Consider the following 18745-nt stretch of genomic DNA (forward strand, 5'->3'; position numbering starts at 1 on the left):
TGCGCGGAGGTGCAAAGTGCGAATTAGAGTGATTATCGGCCGTGAAGGCCGTCTGCATATCAATAAAAGTGACTATATTTATGAGGAGATCGGCGCCCGGCTGCAGCGGGGCAGGAGCAAAATGTACCTGCTGGTGCCGGAGCAGTTTACCCTGGGAGCGGAGCGGGAGCTCATGGCCTACAACCGCCTGCCGGGGCTTCTGGGCGCGGATGTGCTCAGCTTTAAGCGTCTGGAATACCGGATTCTCAGCGAGGTGGGCGGCATTGCCAAAACTTTTGTGGATGAACATGGTAAGCAGATGCTTTTGCAGAAGAGCATTCGAGAGGTACAGAAGGACCTGACGGTTTACGGAAAAAGCGCGGGCAGGCTGGGCTTTTTGGAAAATATCTGCGCGTTTATCAGCGAACTCAAGCAGAGTGAGATCACGCCAGAGGCTCTGGAGGCAGCTGAGGCCGAGGTAGGAGAAGGCCGGATTCTCAGCCAGAAGCTGAAGGATATCCGGAAAATCTACAGCGCCTACGCAGCGCTTTTGTCCCATGACCGGATTGATGATGATGACCGGGCAAAGCTTCTGTGCGCCCAGATCCCAAAATCCGATTATCTGGAGCGTTCTCTGATCTGGATCGACGGATTCCACACATTCTCTGGTCAGGATTTCCGGATCATCGAGGCCTTGGCAGCCAAGGCAGACTGTGTGACCATGACGCTGACCCTGGACCCGGATAAGAACGCGCCGGACGCGTCGGCCTTTTACGTGCCGGGCGAGACGCTGAAGCGGATCGAGAAAATGGCCATCGATCTGGGCTTTGAAGCGGAGATCGTTAACCTGGAAACAACAGTGCGGCCAGCGGTTTCAGGATTGGACCATCTGGAGCGCAATCTCTTTGCACTGCGGCCGGCTCCCTATGGGCAGAAGCCAGATGATCTGGCGGTGGTTCAGTGTAAAAATATCTGGAACGAGGTGGAAAAGGGCGCTCAGAAAATCGTTGCGCTGGTGCGTGAGCGGGGCTTCCGCTATCAGGACATTGTGGTGCTGGCAGGTGATATGGAAACGTACGGCGGCTCCATCAAACGGGCCTTTTCGGAGTATGGCATCCCCTTTTTCATGGACGATGTTAAGAAGGTCACCGAGAACAACTTTCTGGAGGCTGTGCTGGCAGCCCTTGAGAGCAACAGAAGCCACTATGCCTACGAGGATATTTTTACCTTTGTCAAAACCGGGTTTGCGCCCATTACGCCAGAGGAGGCTCAGGAGCTTGAGAATTATGTGATCGAGTTTGGCATCCGCGGTAGCGCCTGGGAAAAGCCCTTTGAGCGCCCAAGCGCAGATGAGGCGGTGTCGTTGGAAGCGCTGAACGCGAGCCGCGAGCGGCTCATGGCGCCCTTTATGGCCCTGCGCAAAAGCCTGAGAAAAGCCAGAACCTATGCGGATAAAACAAAAAGCCTGGTGCGTTTTTTAGAGGATATCAAGGCGCCTGAGACCATTGACGGCCTGAGTGAGGCGCTGCGTGAGCGGGGCGATTTTGACAGCATGGGCCTGTACAACCAGATCTGGAACATCCTCATGGAGGTGTTTGACCAGATCAACAGCACTATGGGCGGTGAAAGCACCACCCTGGAAGAGTACATTTCTGTACTGAGCGGGGGATTCCAGTCCTACACCGTGGGAGTGATTCCCAGCCGCCAGGATGTGGTCAATATCACAGACCTGATGCGAAGCCGCCATTCCCAGATGAAAGCCCTGCTGGTCTTTGGCATGAACGAGGGTGTTATTCCGGGGAACAGCCCATCCTTTAACCTTTTATCGGAGCGTGAACGGGACCAGCTGCGAAAACGGGAGATGGAGCTCCAGAACAACAGCGATTTCAGGCGGGCCCAGGAGGATTTTCTGCTCTACAGCCTTTTCGCGGCGCCGAGCGATTATCTGTACCTGTCCTATGCCATGGCCGACGCCGAGGGCGGCACCATTCCGGTATCTCCGCTCATTCCCAGGATACAGGCTGTTTTTCCAAAGCTGACCATCGAAAGCGCGCTGGAAAACACGCTCTCAAAGGAATGGGAAGCCGTGGTAACCCCGGGGGGAACCATGGGCAGCCTCATCGACCATCTGCGTGAGCTGCGCTACGGAAAGGGACCGGCCATGCCTGAGGAGACAAAGCGTCTCTGGCAGACTGTCGGTAAATGGTACGATCAGGACGCTCATTATCACACAGCCTTCCGGCAGATACAGGAGGCCTTGGATTACGAGGGCGTCGACGACCATCTGAGCCAGGGGCAGGCCATCCGGCTCTTTGAGCCGCCCATTCAGGCCAGCGTGTCGCGTCTGGAGCTCTATCGGAAATGCCCATTCTCCCACTATGTGGAATATGGCCTGAGGCCAGTGCCCAGACAGGCGTACGAGGTGGAGCCGCCAGACATTGGCACTGTGCTCCATCAGCTCATTGATGCGGTCTATAAGGAGGCCGAGCGTGAGCAGGTTTCCGTCAAGGACCTGAGTCAGGAAAAGACCGACGCCATGGTGGACGCCATTCTGGACGAAACCCTGCCACAGGTAAGACATCAGGTGTTTAACAGCACGGGCCAGTACCAGTACCTTGGCCGCAAGCTGCGCCGGGTAAGCAAGCGCACCGTCCGCGTGCTGGTGGATCATATGCGCCGCGGGGACTTTGACTTTAAATACAGCGAGCGGCAGTTCAGCCAGATTTTAGAGCTGCCGAGCTTTGATGAGACCGTCAAAGTGCGCGGTGTGATTGACCGCATCGATGTTTATGAGCGCGAGGGCAATACCTTTGTGAAGGTCATCGACTACAAATCCGGCAACAAGTCTCTGAATCTGGCAGAGATTTATTACGGCCTGTCGCTTCAGTTAGCCGTCTACATGGAGGCCGGGCTTGAGATTCTGGAGGGCGATAACCTGATACCGGGCGGTACCTTCTATTTTCACGTGGACGATCCCATGCTCCAGGTAGATAAGCTGGATCCGGAAACGCTGACCGCGGCGCTCAACGATTCTTTTAAGCTTAATGGCATCTATCTGGATGATCCCCGTTTTACCAAAGCTATGGACGCAGAGGCCGATAAGGATTCGGAGGTCATCAGCCTGAAATCCCGCAACTCCAGGCTGAGCCGGGATGAGTTTGAGGATCTGCTCAGCTATGTGAAGCGTGTGATCATCGAGATGACCGAAAAAATACTGGGCGGCGATATCGCGGTCCGCCCCTATAAAAAGGGAAAGGAAACCGGCTGTGAGTATTGCCCTTACAAGGGGATCTGCCAGTTTGATGCGAGCATCGGCAAGGCGTCCTACGACGTGCTGCGCACCAGTATTCCGCGGGATGAATTTATCCAAAAAATAAAGGAAGGAGGCAAAGACAATGAAATGGACTGAGGATCAGCTGAGAGCCATTGAGACCAGAAAGAAAAACCTGCTGGTATCGGCGGCGGCCGGTTCGGGAAAAACCGCGCTGCTCATCGAGCGTATCCGCCGTATTGTGGTGGAGGAAAAGACCAGCGTGGACGCCCTGCTGGTACTCACCTTTACAAGATCGGCGGCGGCGGAAATGAAGGAGCGGCTGAGCGCCGCCCTCATGGCAGAGCTTGAGAGGGAGGATGTGGATTCGGATTTTGTCATCGCGCAGATCAGCCGTCTGGGTGCTGCCTCCATCTCCACCCTCCATGCCTTCTGCAGCCGTCTGGTGAAGGACTACTTTCAGGAGGGCGGCATCGACCCCGAATTTAAGCTGGGCAACGAGACCGAGCTGTCTATCATGGTTCAGGAGGCTCTGGAAACCCTTTTTGAGGAAAAGTACCAGGAGATACCAGAGGATGGCGAGACGCCTTTCAGCCGCCTGGTGGATATGTTTACCAGCAACCGCGATGACCGGGAGCTCAAAAGCCTGGTGGAAAATTTTCACTATTTTCTCGTGACACAGCCAGATTCTGAAAAATGGTGCGCCCGCGCTTTGTCCTATTTTGGGATGGACGCCAGGGGCTTTTGGAAAAGCCCCTGGGGGCGGGAGCTGGACAGCCTGATCCGCACGGATATGGAGGGAGCCTACGAGCTGCTGGAAAGCGCATATGCCCTGTGCAGGGATTATGAGGGCTTTGAGAAAACCGCCGCCCAGCTTCAGGAGGACTTCTTCGCTGTGGGTCTTGCCATCGACGCGCTGGAGGAGGGCTACGACGATTTCAGAAAGGCCCTTTCCGGCATCCGCTTTGCCCGCTACAGCGGCAATAAAAAGGCCGACGCCGAGACCAGCGACCACATCAAGGATCTGAGAAACGAGGCCAAGGGCATTATTCAGGGACTGCAGAAGCGGCTGAATCTCGACCTTTCAGAGGCACTCGCTCAGCTTTCAGAAATGCAGGGACCCATGGAGGATCTGGTGGCGCTGACCCGGGATTTCCAGAAAAAGTATCAGCTTAAAAAGGCCGAAAAAAACCTGCTGGATTTCAACGACCTTGAGCAGAGCACTCTGCGTATTTTACAGAATCCCGCCATTGCAGCTGAGGTGCGCGAGCAGTACGAGTACGTGTTTCTGGATGAGTATCAGGACACTAACGATATGCAGGAGGCCATCATCCGGCGGATCGTCCGGGAGGACAACTACTTTATGGTTGGGGACGTCAAACAGAGTATTTACCGTTTCCGTCTGGCCGACCCCACGATTTTCATCGGCAAATATCACCGCTTTGGCCAGGAGACTGACGCGCTCAACGACCTCATTACCCTGAGCCAGAATTTCAGAAGCTGCCAGGGCGTGGTGGACGGCGTCAACACCGTGTTCGAGGCCATTATGAGCCCAGAGCTGGGCGAGATCGAGTACGACGAACGGGCACGGCTTTACAAAGGACTGGATAACGAGGGGCCCTATGTCAAAACCCAGGTGCACGTCATCGAAAATAAAACCGATGAGGATACCGACCCCATGGTGGGCGAGATGCCCGCAGTAGAGCTGGAAGCCAGGTTTATTGCAAGAGAAATACAAAGCAGGGTAGGCAAGCCCATTTTCGATACCAAAACCGGCCAGGAACGCCTGCTGGGATACCGCGATATCGGCGTGCTCATGCGCTCAGTGGCCGGACGGGGCGACGTCTATGCCAAAATCTTTTCAGAGCTGGGGATTCCTGCCTATTTTGACGGCGGTGAGCAGTATTACGAATCCATGGAAATCGGTGTGGTCATGAACCTTTTAGACCTCATCGACAACCACCATCAGGATCTGCCGCTGCTCAGCGTGATGACCTCGCCCATCGGCGGTTTTAACACCGAAGCGTGCACAGAGATCCGCCTGTTTCAAAAAGAGGGAAGCTACTACGCCGCGGCGGAAAAATACCGGGACGAGCGTGAGGACGCGCTGGCCGCTAAGCTGAAAGCCTTCTATAAAAGGCTGGATGCCTGGCAGTGGGATTCCCGGGTGATGGACATCGAGGATTTTTTGTGGAAGCTGTACCTGGACACAGGCTACTACCATTTTGTGGGCGCTCTGCCTGGCGGCGAGCAGCGGCAGAGCAATCTGCGGGTGCTTTTAAAGCGCGCCGGAGACTATAAGCGCTCCACGCTGCGCGGTTTGTTCTATTTTATCCGTTTTATCGAGCGTATGAAAAAGCACAAGTACGATATGTCACCGCCGGGAGTGCTCAGTGAGAGTGAGAACGTGGTGCGCATCATGACCATCCACAAAAGCAAGGGGCTGGAGTTTCCGGTGGTTTTCCTGTCCGGTACCGGCAAGCTGTTCAACAAGCGCACCCGGAACCGGGATATCCTGTTTCACAAGGATCTGGGGATCTGCCCGGATTATGTTAATCTGGCGCTGCGTGCAAAAATGCCCACTCTGGCCAAGAACATCTGTCTTGAGAAAAACGAGCTGGAAACCCTGTCCGAGGAAATGCGCCTGCTCTATGTGGCCATGACCCGAGCCCGTGAAAGCCTGGTGGTGGTGGGCATGGTCAAAAATCTGGAATCTAAGCTGACCGCCTGGTCAGGCCCCGGTGATCTGTACCATCTCAAGAAAGCAGGCGGGCTTTTGGACTGGATCATGCAGGCACTTTTAAGAAACAGCGCGCCGGAAATCCTAGAGGAGGAAAAACGGCGGCGCCTGAGTCTGCCAAGCTACGATGTCTATTTTTATACGGCTGAGCAGAGCCTGAAGCACCATGTCTCAGAGGATGCGGTCGGGGATCTGATCGAGGAGGCGCAGGCCCCCCCGGAGGCCATGTGGCAGGAGGTCTGCCGCCGTCTGAGCTACCGTTATCCCTTTGAAAAGCAGCAGGAGCTGCCGGGTAAGATGACCGTCACCGAGGTTAAACGGCTGAGAACACAGGCCGAGGCCCTGGGCGTGCCGGAAATCCCCGAACGTGTGGCGCTGCCGTCCTTTATGATGGCAGACGCCCGGGAAATTACTGGAGCAGAAAAGGGGACAGCGCTGCATTTTATGATGCAGAACCTGCCGCTTCATAAACTCCGCGCTGTGACGATGGATACCGAGGCTTTTGAAAGACTGCTTGAGGAGGAGCGGCAGCGGCTCATCGATGAAGAACTGCTGTTGCCTGAGCTGGCTGAGACCATTGATCTTGAGGTCATCCGCGGGTTTTTCCAATCTGAGCTTGGAAGGCGTATGCTGGCTGCTGACCGCGTGCGGCGGGAGGTGCCCTTCAACTATCAGTACGACCCCAGGAAGGTTCTGCCCGACTGGCAGAACGCCGAAGCGCCGCTGGTGGTGCAGGGGATGATCGACTGCTGCTTTGAGGAAAACGGAAAATGGATTCTGTTAGATTACAAGACCGACCGCTATTTTGGTGAAGCCGGCCGGCAGCAGCTCATCGACCAGTACCGTCTCCAGATCAATTTCTACGCCGAAGCCCTGGCAAACCTGACGGGTATGCCCGTTGCCGAGCGTATCCTCTGCCTGGTGGCCATGGGAGAGCAGATAAAGGTAGACCGGTAAAGGACAGGGCGTCATGAAACGTTACGTCCTCAAAATGTTAAGGAAGCGGCGCAGTCCGAGGCTGGGCCTTTTATCCAGATAAGAAAAAAGCCCAGGCGCTGCGGCAAACGGCCAGGAATCGTGCCGCTTTTAAGGGAAACGCCGGACACTGGAGAGATCAGACGCCTGCTTTATTGAAGAAGATACAGGTGTAAAGGCAGTGCCCGCTGCCGCTTTTTTTCTTCCTTAGGTAAAAGGCTTCGTCTCTTGAATTTTCTGACCTGCTAAAGGGAGTAACGAAAGGTTACGTCCTCAAAAAACTCAACCCGTATCGCCACGATACGGGTTGAGTTTTTATTGGTCCTCAGAACTTAAAGATAACGCCGGACTTTTTTCATATACTGGCGGTACGTGTCTCCAAACTGCGTGAGGCACCAGCGCTCCTCTGAACGGATAATTGAATGGGCAGAACCCTGGAAAACAATGACAAAGCCAAGCAGCAGCCAGGACTGGGTGAGCAGCGCGCAGCCCAGAAAAAAGATGAAATACGCCACATACATGGGATTGCGCGACAGCCGGTAAAGGCCGTTCTGATTAACGCCGCTTTCCGACGGGGACGCAAAATTGACCATTGACACAGCCAGCAGGAGGGTCCCGGCAGAGTAGACCGCCGCGCCGGCATAAAACAATGCTGCCGGCGTGAACTTAATTTTCAAAAAGAACAGGTAAAGAAAAATGGCCGCGTTAGTGATCTGGTAAATCCAATAGGCTGGTTTTTCCTTCTTTAAAAGCGGCGCAAAATGGGCGGCGCGGGCTACTGCCCCTTTATCCAGCAGGGCCAAAAGCCCGAATCGGATGAGGAAAAAGGGCATCAACAATAAAAATCCCATATTATCTGCTAATCCTCACCCATCAGAAAAGCATGGGCTTCCCTCAAAAGCGCCCGGATCTCAAGGCTCTGGGGGCAGTGCTCCTCACACTGGCCGCAGTCTGTGCAGTGGTCGGCCTTGAGTTTGTTCTTGACATTGGTTCGGTATTTCTTCCGGGAGGCTGCCACATCGCCGTACATAAAGGCTTCATTATAATATTTGAAAATCGACGGGATCGGGATGATCTGGGGGCAGCCGTTACAGTAGCGGCATCCTGTGCAGTTTGCTTTCATACGGCCTCTGTAAAAGCTTCGGAGCCTTTCAATCATCTCCTTTTCGTCCTCTGTCAGGCAGCCAGGGGTGTATTTTTCGGCGGCGGCGATGTTTTCCCGCACCTGGCTGAGGTTTGACATTCCGCTGAGCACGCAGGTGATCTCGGACATATTGTACAAATATTTAAACCCAAGCTCCGGCGGGGTAAGGGCAGTGTCAAAGCCCTGCCAGAGGTCTGCCAGATCGCCTTCTGGCTTTGCTGCCAGCTGGCCGCCACGCAGGGGCTCCATAATCATGACCCCCATGCCGCGTTCGTGGGCGGCTTTCAGGCCGGCAAGCCCCGCCTGAAAGCTTTCGTCCATGTAATTGAGCTGGATCTGGACAAAATCAAAGGGATAAGCGTCCAAAATCGGTTCGAATTCAGCGCTGAGATCGTGGAAGGAGAAGCCGAGATAGCGCACCTTTCCAGAGGCCTTTGCCCGATCCATAAAGTCGATTATCCCCAGCTCCAGAAGCTTTTTGAACCGGTAACCATCCAGAGCGTGGAGCAGGTAGAAATCAATATGGTCGGTTTGAAGCCGTCTGAGCTGCTCTTCCAGGTAGTTATCGGCGTCGGCCGGGTCATGGCACTGCCAGCATGGGAGCTTGGTGGCAAGCTGCACCTTGTCCCGCTGCTTTGTCTCAGCCAGAAATTTTCCTAAAAAGGGCTCGCTGGCCTGTTTGTGGTAGGGCCAGGCTGTGTCAAAATAATTGACGCCCGCGTCGATGGCGGCCTGAAGGCATTGGCCCGCTTCCTTTTCGTCGATCAGCTTTTCGTTGTCGTATTGAATGGGAAAACGCATGGCGCCAAAGCCCAGCTGAGAGAGTTCGAGGTCTTTAAATGGACGGTATTGCATATTTCGCTCCTTTTTTTTATTCTTTTTGAATCTTTTTTTACTTTTTTGCTTAAAAATGGGTATAGATTACATTATAACATGACTCTTCAATTTTTACATCGAAAGACATTACAGATAGAATGAAAGCGAGGTTTTACAATGTACCGTTTTGATGAAATAAAGGATCGGCTGACCGAAATGGCCAGAGTACGTAAAAAGGTGGTTGCGGTTGCGGCCGCAGGTGATAAAGTGGTTCTGGAGACCATAAAGATCATGAACGAGCACGGCTTTGGCCGGGCGATTTTGGTGGGGGACGCTGATAAGATCAAGCAATATGCCAAGGAGGTTGGCTGTGATCTCAGCGAAAACACCATTGTGGACGAAAAGGATGAGAAGCGCGCCGCGGCGCTGGCAGTGGCCAGGGTAAGAGACGGCGAGGCCGATATCCTGATGAAGGGACTCCTTCAGACCAAAACCTATTTGCAGGCGATTCTGAACCGTGATCATGGGCTGCGGACCGGCAAGCTCTTAAACGCGGTAACTGCCTTTGAAGCGCCGCACCTGGACCGGATGATTCTGGCAACAGACTGCGGCATGATCGTTGCGCCGAGCCTGAAGGATAAAATCGAGATGATCGGCAATGCCACAAGACTGGCAAACGCGCTGGGCTGCCGCCATCCGAAGGTATCCTGTGTGAGCGCGGTGGAAACCGTCAACGACAATATGCCTGACGGCATCGACGCGGCTATTCTGTCAAAAATGAATGAGCGCGGCCAGATCAAGGGCTGTGTGATTGACGGCCCCCTGTCCATGGACCTTTCGATTTCCGAGCATTCAGTCAGGCATAAGGGCGTTATCAGCCCGGTGGCAGGACAGGCGGATATCCTGCTCATGCCCAATTTGCAGGCAGGTAATATTTTCTGGAAAACCATGACCTACATGGCCGGCGCCCAGAGCGGCGCGGTGATCATGGGAACCGCCAAACCGGCGGTGCTCACCTCCAGAGCTGACTCCGCCGACGCGAAAGTCAACTCCATGGCCCTGGCAATGATGCTGGGAACGCTATACGACTAAGCAGCCCTTTCTGAGTCTCCCTGACCGGGAGACTTTTTTAAATTTAAAATAAAGCGCTGGTGGCGCCAGCGGCCAATCTAAGGAAAAGGCGCAGAAATTTGCCTTTAAAGCCGCTTTATTTTATAATAGTACAAGAATAACATCGGAAACCTGGGCGATTTTGAACTTTTTCGTTTTCAATTGCCTTGTATCATGGTATAATTTAAGAACAAATATTCGCATTGGAGGCAACTTAGATGAAGGTATCTTTCATACATACAGGTGATTTGCACATGGGCCGCCAGTTCCATTTTAACCGGCGTGGAGACATATACGGGAAAAATAAACGGCTGGACCTCTGGGAGACCTTTGAAAAAATACTCAATACCGCAGAAAAGAACCAGATCGACCTGCTGCTGATCGCCGGGGATCTTTTCGACTCCGATGAAGTGGACATGATGGAAATTGAGCGGGTGGCGGAAAAGTTCTCACGCCTCACCACCACCCGGGTGGTCATCTGCGCGGGCAATCATGACTGTTACAGCAGTCTGTCCCTTTTCGGCCTGGTGGATTGGCCAGACAACGTGACCCTGTTTAAAACCGGCAAACTGGAATCCGTCTATTTTCCAGACCTTAAAACCGAGGTCTATGGCATGTCCTGGGTCAAAAAAGCCTATACCGACCTGCCCTTTCCGCGTGGGATCGCCGTTAATCCGGAGTGCAATAATATTCTGATGCTTCACGGCGACGCCTACAGCAGGCAGACCGATTACCTGCCCATCGACGTATCGGATTTTTCCAATTTTGATTATGTGGCCCTGGGCCATATCCACAAGCCAGAGTATCTGACTGAGACCGCCGCCTACTGCGGCAGCCCGGAAGGACTGAGTTTTGGCGAGAGCGGTGATCACGGCGTCATCGTCGGCAAGATCGACACGCACAAATGTGTCAGTGAGTTTGTACCCATCCAGAAGCGCCGCTACGTGGATCTGGAAGTTGAGGTAACACCCGAGATGAGTTTTGATACGATCAAGGACCGGATTCTCGCCTGTGATACAGAGGAAAACCGGATGAAGAACTACTACCGGGTTACCCTGAAAGGCTATGTGGACCCGGAGGTTTCTGTGGACTGGCTTAAGGATGAATTACAGCCGTCCTTTTACTATTTTGAACTGAACGACAAGGAGCTCGAAATCGATCTGGATATTGACCTGCTGCTCAAGGAAAACAGGGACAATATGATCGGTAAATTCATACAGGAGATGCTTCTTGAGGAAGCGTCTCCCATCACTAAAAAAGCCCTGTACTACGGTTTGGAAGGGATATTAAAGGAAAAGGTAATTCTATGAAAATAAAAACGCTGATACTGACATCTTTTGGAAAATTTAAGGACCGGGTCATTGAGGTTGACGATGGGTTTAACCTGGTCTATGGTGAAAACGAAGCTGGAAAATCCACGGTGCAGCACTTTATTGAAGGGATGCTGTTCGGGTTTTACAAGCCCTACCGCAAAAAGCGGACCTACTCCGAGGAGTTTGAGCGCTTTAAGCCCTGGGGCAGCGACACCTACTGCGGCGCCATGGTCATGGAGCAGGACGACGGCCGGGAAATCCGGATTGAGCGCGACTTTCTGAAAAAGCAGGACGGGGTTAAAATTTATGACAACGTCACCGGGGAGGACATCACCGCCCTTTATCCCTACGATAACGTCACCCGGCAGAATCTGCCGCTGGGCGATCTGAAGATTAACTCTGTGGTGTATAATAACACCGTGAACATCAAGCAGATGGCCTCCGCCTCCGATGCCGACCTGGCAAAGGAAGTGAACGACCGCCTCATTGAGCTGGGAACCGCCCAGAAAGAGGAGATCTCGCTCAACCGCGTCATGGGCTATCTGGAAAATAAGAAAAAATCCATCGGAAACTATGGCCAGAGCAAATCCAACTACGGTATGGCCGTGCGGGAGCTTAAGGATCTGGAGCGGGCACTGGACGAGGGCGAGCGTGTCTACAATGTGATTCAGAAAAACCAGAAGCGTATCCAGCAGTATAAGAAAAAAATCGAGGCAGCCCAGAGCAAATGCCGGAACCAGTCCGAAAAAACACAGGCCAAGACCCGCGAGGAGCTTAAAAACATGCGTGAAAAGGTCCGTGAGATCAGAAGCGAGGGTGAGGCGCTCAGCAGCCGCCTGGCAGAGCTTGAAAAATACGAGGACTTTGACACCCGCACCTACGGGCGGCTTAAAATTTTGCAGAGCAATCTGGAAGGGGCCGGGGAACGCATCAAGACGCTGTCCCGCGAAATTGAAGCGCTTGAGAGCAAATGCCAGGATATTACCGGCCGCTGCAACCGCATTAAGCGCAGCCTGAAGGGACTGAGCCGCAACGAGGTGCAGATGGATTATCAGAAGTACCAGTACGCGCTGGAAAACCCCAGCGTGATCGAGCGGGAGCAGGAGCATATTGAAGTGCAGGTCTCTACCCTGAACCGGGTATCCAACGGCATGCTTATTCTGCTCATGGTGCTGGGCGCCATTCTGGTGCTGGTCACCGCCATTAATCCGGGAAACTTTCTCACCGGCGCAGTGCTGGTATTTGTGAACTTCCTGGGCTGGTTTTTGGGACTGGGCGGCGCAGCTCTGATGATCTACAAAATGAAATCACCGGGCGGTCTGGAGCCTGAAACTGCGGAGGACATGCAGGAGGAATACGATGAGGTGCCGCTGAGTGCTGTGGAAGCCATTTTGCAGAAATACGGCAAAAATACTCCGGAAGAATATGAAGCTTTTGTGCGTAAGGCCGAGGAAATTTTTAACCGGCTTGACAAGCTGACTATGGATGAAAATGTGTTCCTCACACAGGTTGAGAACAAGAAAAAAGAGCTGGAAGAGGTTCTCGACAACCAGGCAAGCTTTGAAATGGAGCTGAGCGAAGAGCTGGAAGAGGCCGGTGTGGAAAACATCGAAGCCTACAACGAGGGCTGCCAGTATAAAAGTGAGCTTGAAAAGGTCCGGGCAGAGCTTGCGGCCAACAAACGCCTTTACGATGAGCTGGGCGGCGGCAATATGATTAAGGTTGACCCCGACGCCGGTGAGGAGGACAATCCTGTTATCATGGTGGCACCGGACGGTGAAAAGATCCGCGCCCGCGAAGCGCTGCTGGCCTTTAACCAGGAGGTTTCCAGGCTTCAGGGTGAAAACAGCATGCTCATCAGCAGTGTGAGCAATCCGGTGGAAACCCGGGAAAAAATCGAAACCCTTAAAAATCAGATCAGTGAATATGAAGAAGACCTCCGGGCCTGCGATATGGCGCTGGATATCTTCGGCCGGCTCTCCAAGGAAAAGCATTATGACTGCGCGCCGGTGCTCAATGATAAAATCGGCGATGTGCTGCACAGCATCACCCGTAAATATAAGGAAGTTAAAATTGATGACAAGCTTCAGGTGAAGGTTGTGAGCCCGGAAAACGGCGATCTTCTGGATATTGAGAAGCTGAGCGGCGGCACCATCGACCAGATTTACTTTGCGCTGCGCTTTGGCGTGGGCAATGTGCTTGAATTTGACAAATCCCTGCCCTTTGTGCTGGACGACCCGTTTGTGCAGTATGATCTGGCGAGAAAAACCGAAGCGGTACGCTTTCTCTGGAATATCAGCCAGGGACAGCAGGTTCTGCTGTTTACCTGCAGCGGCGATGAAAAACGGATTCTGGACCATAATGAGCTGAGCTACAGCGGCATTATTTTATGACGCCAGGGCCAAAGGGACGTGTGTTTTACGTCTGCGTGAAAACACATGCCCCTGAGCCCCAAAGGCGTCACACGACCAAATATCTTTAAGTAATTTTTGAGGGGAGAACAAAAATGAAGTTACAGGAAGTCAAGGAACTACTGAACGCACGGGTTTTAACAGGAGAAGAGCATCTGGATGAGGATGTGTACGTAGCCTGCGGCTGCGACCTCATGAGCGATGTGCTTCGGTACGCCAAGGAGGATGGCATACTGCTCACCGGGCTTGTGAACAAGCAGGTTTTTAATACCGTGGACATGGCAAACATGCACAGCATTGTTTTTGTCAGAAGCAAGGTGCCGGGTGAGGAGCTGCTGGAAATGGCGGAGGACATTGACATGCTGATCATGACCACCGATTACCCGCTGTTTGAATCCTGCGGAATCTTATACCACAACGGACTTAAGGGGGCAATACCGAAAAATGAGCTATGAATTGGTATTTGATGTAGAAAAGGGAGATTTTGAAAAGGCCGGTGAGGCTTCACGCAAAATAAAGCGGAGCCTCCAGCAGCTCGGCATCAGCAGCAAGGTGATCCGCCATATCGCCATTGCCGGATATGAGGGCGAGATGAACATCGCCATCCATTCCGACGGCGGGCAGATCATTTTAGAGGTGGATGAAAACGCTGTAACCCTGCGTCTGGAGGATGTGGGGCCAGGGATTCCCAATGTGGATCTGGCGATGACCGAGGGATGGTCAACCGCCAGTGACAAGGTCCGTGAAATGGGCTTTGGCGCAGGGATGGGGCTGCCGAATATGGAAAAAAATGCAGATGACTTTGAGATACATTCAAAGGTAGGAGAAGGAACAAAAATAAAGATGTATTTCAAATTGTAAAATCTGGGGGATGAGGTGAAACTGATGGATAAATTAATGCATTCGGTGTATCTGGATAAAGACAAGTGCCTGGGGTGCACAACCTGTCTGAGATCCTGTCCGACCGGCGCTATCCGCGTGCGGGAGGGCAAGGCCAAGATCATCGAGTCAAAGTGCATTGACTGTGGCGAGTGTATCCGGGTCTGCCCGCACCACGCGAAAATGGCAAAAACCGATCCGCTCTCCAAAATCAAGGACTATAAGTACACGGTCGCCATTCCGGCGCCGACGCTGCTGGGGCAGTTTAAGATGAAATACTCCATCGACCGCATTTTATCAGCGCTCAAATCACTGGGCTTTGACGAAATTGTGGAGGTGGCCTTTGGCGCCGAGATCATCGGCCGGGCCATCAAGTATGAGTTTACAGCCAAACACTATCCGAAGCCGATGATTTCATCGGCCTGTCCGGCGGTGGCGAAGCTGATTCAGGTGCGCTTTCCGGAGCTGACAGGCAACATTAACCGGCTGAAGGCGCCCATGGGGCTGACCGCGAGGATTACGCGAAAACGTTTGATTGAGAGTAAAAAGCTCAGGAGTGAGGATATCGGGATATTCTTTATAACACCCTGCGCCGCCAAGGCCACAGAGGTGAGCAACCCGCTGCCAAGCGACGATTTGTTTTCTACCATTGACGGCGCCATTGCCATCAAGGATATTTACGCGCCGCTGATGGGCGCCATGAAAACTGTCGAGGTGGAGGATGGGATTCATAATTCATCGGCTGAGGGCTTTAGCTGGGCAGTGTCCGGCGGGGAGAGCAGCTATCTGAAAAACAAAAAAGTGCTGCATGTGGACGGAATTTCCAATGTCATCAAGGTCCTTGAGGAGATTGAAAATGGCAAGCTTGACAACATTGATTTTTTTGAGGGGCTCGCCTGTCTGGGCGGCTGCGTTGGCGGCTGTCTGACCGTAGAGAATAATTTTGTGGCCAAAATGTATATTGAGGAGAGGGCTAAGCTGGAGCGCATGGATTCCCATAAGCATCTGGAGGAGGCCTATATCAAAAACCTGTACAATACCGGCATGATGCATCAGAAGGAAAAGCTGATGCCGCGTGGCCCCAAGCCTCTGGATGAGGATATGGGAGAGGCCATCAAAAAAATGCATGCCATCGAGGAACTGGAAGCCAAGCTTCCGGGGCTGGACTGCGGCTCCTGCGGCGCGCCGGGCTGCCGGGCACTGGCCGAGGACATCGTTATGGGCAATGCCCGTGAGATCGACTGTGTCTTCGTTTTGAAGGACCGTGTTCTGGAGCTTTCAAAGCTCACAAGTGAACTGCTTCAAGTGGGGCATCCCATGAAGAATAAAAATGAAAATAATGAGGAAACCGAGGAGGAAAAATGAACGTAAAAGAACTGCTGGCGGACGAACGCTTTGTCTGCGCCAACGATACTGTATCCCTGGACCGTGAGATCGAGAGCGGCTACGTGGGCGACCTGCTGAGCTGGGTGATGGCCAATGCGGATAATAACTGCGCGTGGGTGACGATCCAGACGCACATGAATATCATCGCTGTGGCGACACTTTTAGAGATGGCCTGCATTATTATTCCTGAGGGCGCGGAAATTGAAGAAGACACCCTGGCCAAGGCTACGGAGGAAAACATTCCGATCATTACCACTGAAATGAACGCTTATCAGGTTTGTACCTTCCTGGGAGAAAAAGGCATCTGAAATGAGCACTGTCGCCATTGATCTGCACATGCACTCTGTCCTGTCACCTTGCGGCGATATGGGCATGACCCCTAACAACATCGTGGGCATGGCTCTGCTGAAGGAGGTTGACTACATTGCGCTGACCGATCATAATACCGCTAAAAACCTGCCCGCCCTTTTTGAAGTGGCAAAGGGCGAGGGCCTGTGCGTGCTGCCGGGCATCGAGGTAACCACCAAGGAGGAAGCCCATATTCTGGCATATTTTGATACCCTAGAGGGTGCGATGGCGCTGGATGCCATCTTGTATGAGCATCTGCCGGATATCCCCAATAAACCCGATTATTTTGGCCCACAGTACATTTTAGACGCTGAGGATGAGATTATCGGTGAAGTGGACAAGCTGCTGATCTCAGCGACGGATATTGGCATTGATGAGCTGGCCGAAATGGTTAAGCCGCTGGGTGGCATTATCGTACCGGCTCACATCGACAGGAAATCCTACAGTATTATGGTATCGCTGGGGTTTATCCCGCCGGATCTGCCGGTAAAGACTGTGGAACTGTCCAAGGCAACGACTGTGGAGGAGGCAAAAAAGAAATTTCGTTTTTTCAGGGAATACCAGTTTATTCACGGCTCCGACGCCCATCAGCTGGAGGACATGGCCGAACGTGAATATTTCATTGATCTGCCAGATTTAAGAAAATCCACCTTAATTGAATATTTAGGCGGCACAACAGAATAAAGGTAAAAAATTGCTATTTTGGAAGCGCCTGAAAAAAACAGTTCTGTTTTTTTAGGGTCAAAAATGGGAAAGAGTAATATTTTAACTTGTATATACTGGTATTTTCTTGTTCGAACGTGTTCTTAAGCTAATATTTAAGGTAAAAGATTACATTTAAAAATGTTAAGTAAATAACGAAGACTGTGCTATAATAGAATAGTAAAAATTGAGCAATAAATGAGGATTGCGAAAACAAGAGGAGGATTTAAGTTGGCTGAATTAGTACCTATTGACAATTTGGATGTTGTAAAGGAAATCGTTGCTGAACACCGTGACGTTCCAGGCTGTCTGATGCAGATTCTGCAGGAAACACAGGAAAAATACGGTTATCTGCCCATCGAGCTGCAGCAAACCATTGCAGATGAACTCGATATTCCTTTAACAGAAGTGTATGGGGTAGCAACATTTTACTCCCAGTTTACCTTAAAGCCAAAGGGCAAGTACAAAATTGGCGTCTGTTTGGGGACAGCGTGCTATGTAAAAGGCTCTCAGGCTATTCTGGACAAGGTTACCGATACCCTTGGTCTGGCTGTTGGCGACACCACAGAGGACGGCAAGTTCTCAGTCGACGCAACGCGTTGTGTAGGCGCCTGCGGTCTGGCTCCGGTTATGAGCATCAATGAAGATGTCTACGGACGCTTGAGTGTAAACGAAGTAAAAGACATTCTCGCAAAATACTGATTAGGGCTTAACCATGAAAGAGTTATCGCTGCATATACTGGACATTACACAGAATTCCATTCGGGCGGGCGCAAGTCTGGTAAAATTAACCATTAATGAAAACGTAGACGGTAATCTGCTTGAGATTATCATTGAGGATAATGGTAAGGGAATACCAGCCGATAAACTGCCCAATATTACCGATCCTTTTGTAACCACGCGGACCACAAGGCGTGTAGGCCTTGGTCTTTCGCTGTTTAAGGATGCGGCCGAAGGCTGTGACGGCCGGTTTGAGATCCAGTCAGAGGAAAATGTAGGAACGCGGGTTTACGCATCTTTCGCCTATGACCACATTGACCGGATGCCGCTGGGAAATATGCCCGACAGTGTGATCACCATGCTCATGTCCTTTGGGGAGGCTGAGCTTGTATATGTACAGAGGTATAACGAGCGTGAATTTGTATTTGACTCAAGAGAGATCAAGGAGATTCTCGGGGAAGACAGCCTCATGAATGATCCGGATGTTTTAAACTGGATCAGGGGCTATGTTGAAGAAGGACTCGAAGAAATTACGGAGGAGTAAAATGAAGAAATCCTTAGAAGAATTAAAAGCGATCAGAAGCAAGAAACTTGAAGAAATTAATCTGAGAAAAGGCAAAGATGGCTACCGTGTGGTTGTTGGGATGGCAACCTGTGGGATCGCCGCCGGTGCCAGACCTGTTATGGTCAAATTAATGGAAGAAGTGGAAACACAGGGCTTAAAGGACGTTACCGTTGCCCAGACTGGCTGTATTGGCGTTTGCCGTCTTGAACCCATTGTCGAAGTTTACAATCCGGAAGGTGAAAAGGTTACCTATGTCAAAATGACGCCGGAAAAAGTACAGCGCATTGTGGACGAACATCTGAAAAACGGCAAAGTAGTCGAAGAATACACCATGACCATCGTTGACGGAAAAGTCATCGAACCCGTCAAACAGGCATAAGGAGGAA

Annotated in this window: 15 protein-coding genes; 13 read left to right on the forward strand and 2 right to left on the reverse strand. The window is 52.1% G+C overall.

Features of this window, described 5'->3' with window-relative positions:
• Positions 1-16 precede the first annotated feature (16 nt).
• Both DW091_RS11495 and addA read left to right on the forward strand, forming a co-directional pair.
• Positions 17-3388, forward strand: coding sequence for a PD-(D/E)XK nuclease family protein (locus DW091_RS11495; RefSeq protein ID WP_147365290.1), 3372 nt, complete (start codon positions 17-19; stop codon positions 3386-3388).
• The gene (gene addA / locus DW091_RS11500; RefSeq protein ID WP_118518210.1) at positions 3375-6947 is read left to right on the forward strand and encodes a helicase-exonuclease AddAB subunit AddA; all 3573 of its coding nucleotides are present in this window, start codon (positions 3375-3377) and stop codon (positions 6945-6947) included. The genes DW091_RS11495 and addA overlap by 14 nt, the downstream gene beginning before the upstream one ends.
• 350 nt (positions 6948-7297) lie before the next feature.
• On the opposite strand, the gene DW091_RS11505 is transcribed toward addA, so the two are convergent.
• Positions 7298-7816 carry an isoprenylcysteine carboxylmethyltransferase family protein gene (locus DW091_RS11505; RefSeq protein WP_058695703.1) on the reverse strand — a complete coding sequence of 173 codons (519 nt, stop codon included), beginning with the start codon at positions 7814-7816 and terminating at the stop codon, positions 7298-7300.
• Positions 7817-7824: 8 nt separating this feature from the next.
• On the reverse strand, positions 7825-8964 hold the full coding sequence (locus DW091_RS11510; protein ID WP_118518211.1) for an aldo/keto reductase: 1140 nt from the start codon (positions 8962-8964) through the stop codon (positions 7825-7827).
• Between the two features lie 138 nt (positions 8965-9102).
• Here DW091_RS11510 and DW091_RS11515 point away from each other — a divergent pair, with 138 nt between their 5' ends.
• From DW091_RS11515 to DW091_RS11565, 11 genes are all read left to right on the forward strand, one after another.
• Entirely contained in the window at positions 9103-10017 is a 915-nt protein-coding gene (locus DW091_RS11515) for a bifunctional enoyl-CoA hydratase/phosphate acetyltransferase (RefSeq protein WP_058695701.1), read from the forward strand.
• Positions 10018-10253: 236 nt separating this feature from the next.
• A complete protein-coding gene (locus tag DW091_RS11520) occupies positions 10254-11345 on the forward strand; it encodes a DNA repair exonuclease (protein ID WP_058695700.1) in 1092 nt (363 codons plus the stop codon).
• Positions 11342-13741 carry an AAA family ATPase gene (locus DW091_RS11525; RefSeq protein WP_118518212.1) on the forward strand — a complete coding sequence of 800 codons (2400 nt, stop codon included), beginning with the start codon at positions 11342-11344 and terminating at the stop codon, positions 13739-13741. The genes DW091_RS11520 and DW091_RS11525 overlap by 4 nt, the downstream gene beginning before the upstream one ends.
• A 113-nt stretch (positions 13742-13854) precedes the next feature.
• Positions 13855-14214: a hypothetical protein gene (locus DW091_RS11530; protein ID WP_058695698.1), complete on the forward strand. Its 360-nt coding sequence runs from the start codon at positions 13855-13857 to the stop codon at positions 14212-14214.
• A complete protein-coding gene (locus tag DW091_RS11535; protein WP_058695697.1) occupies positions 14204-14620 on the forward strand; it encodes an ATP-binding protein in 417 nt (138 codons plus the stop codon). Before DW091_RS11530 ends, DW091_RS11535 begins: the two co-directional genes overlap by 11 nt.
• Positions 14621-14644: 24 nt before the next feature.
• Positions 14645-16003, forward strand: a complete 1359-nt coding sequence (locus DW091_RS11540; protein WP_058695696.1) for a [Fe-Fe] hydrogenase large subunit C-terminal domain-containing protein — start codon at positions 14645-14647, stop codon at positions 16001-16003.
• Entirely contained in the window at positions 16000-16332 is a 333-nt protein-coding gene (locus DW091_RS11545; RefSeq protein ID WP_074617654.1) for a DRTGG domain-containing protein, read from the forward strand. The genes DW091_RS11540 and DW091_RS11545 overlap by 4 nt, the downstream gene beginning before the upstream one ends.
• Position 16333: 1 nt before the next feature.
• The gene (locus tag DW091_RS11550) at positions 16334-17056 is read left to right on the forward strand and encodes a PHP domain-containing protein (RefSeq protein WP_058695694.1); all 723 of its coding nucleotides are present in this window, start codon (positions 16334-16336) and stop codon (positions 17054-17056) included.
• Between the two features lie 249 nt (positions 17057-17305).
• A complete protein-coding gene (gene nuoE / locus DW091_RS11555) occupies positions 17306-17776 on the forward strand; it encodes an NADH-quinone oxidoreductase subunit NuoE (RefSeq protein ID WP_058695693.1) in 471 nt (156 codons plus the stop codon).
• A gap of 13 nt (positions 17777-17789) precedes the next feature.
• Positions 17790-18338: an ATP-binding protein gene (locus tag DW091_RS11560; RefSeq protein ID WP_118518213.1), complete on the forward strand. Its 549-nt coding sequence runs from the start codon at positions 17790-17792 to the stop codon at positions 18336-18338.
• 1 nt (position 18339) lies between these two features.
• Entirely contained in the window at positions 18340-18738 is a 399-nt protein-coding gene (locus DW091_RS11565; RefSeq protein ID WP_038352188.1) for a (2Fe-2S) ferredoxin domain-containing protein, read from the forward strand.
• The last annotated feature ends 7 nt before the right edge of the window (positions 18739-18745 follow it).

The sequence above is a fragment of the Eubacterium sp. AM05-23 genome (genome assembly GCF_003477535.1).
In the GTDB taxonomy this organism is placed as follows: domain Bacteria; phylum Bacillota; class Clostridia; order Eubacteriales; family Eubacteriaceae; genus Eubacterium; species Eubacterium maltosivorans.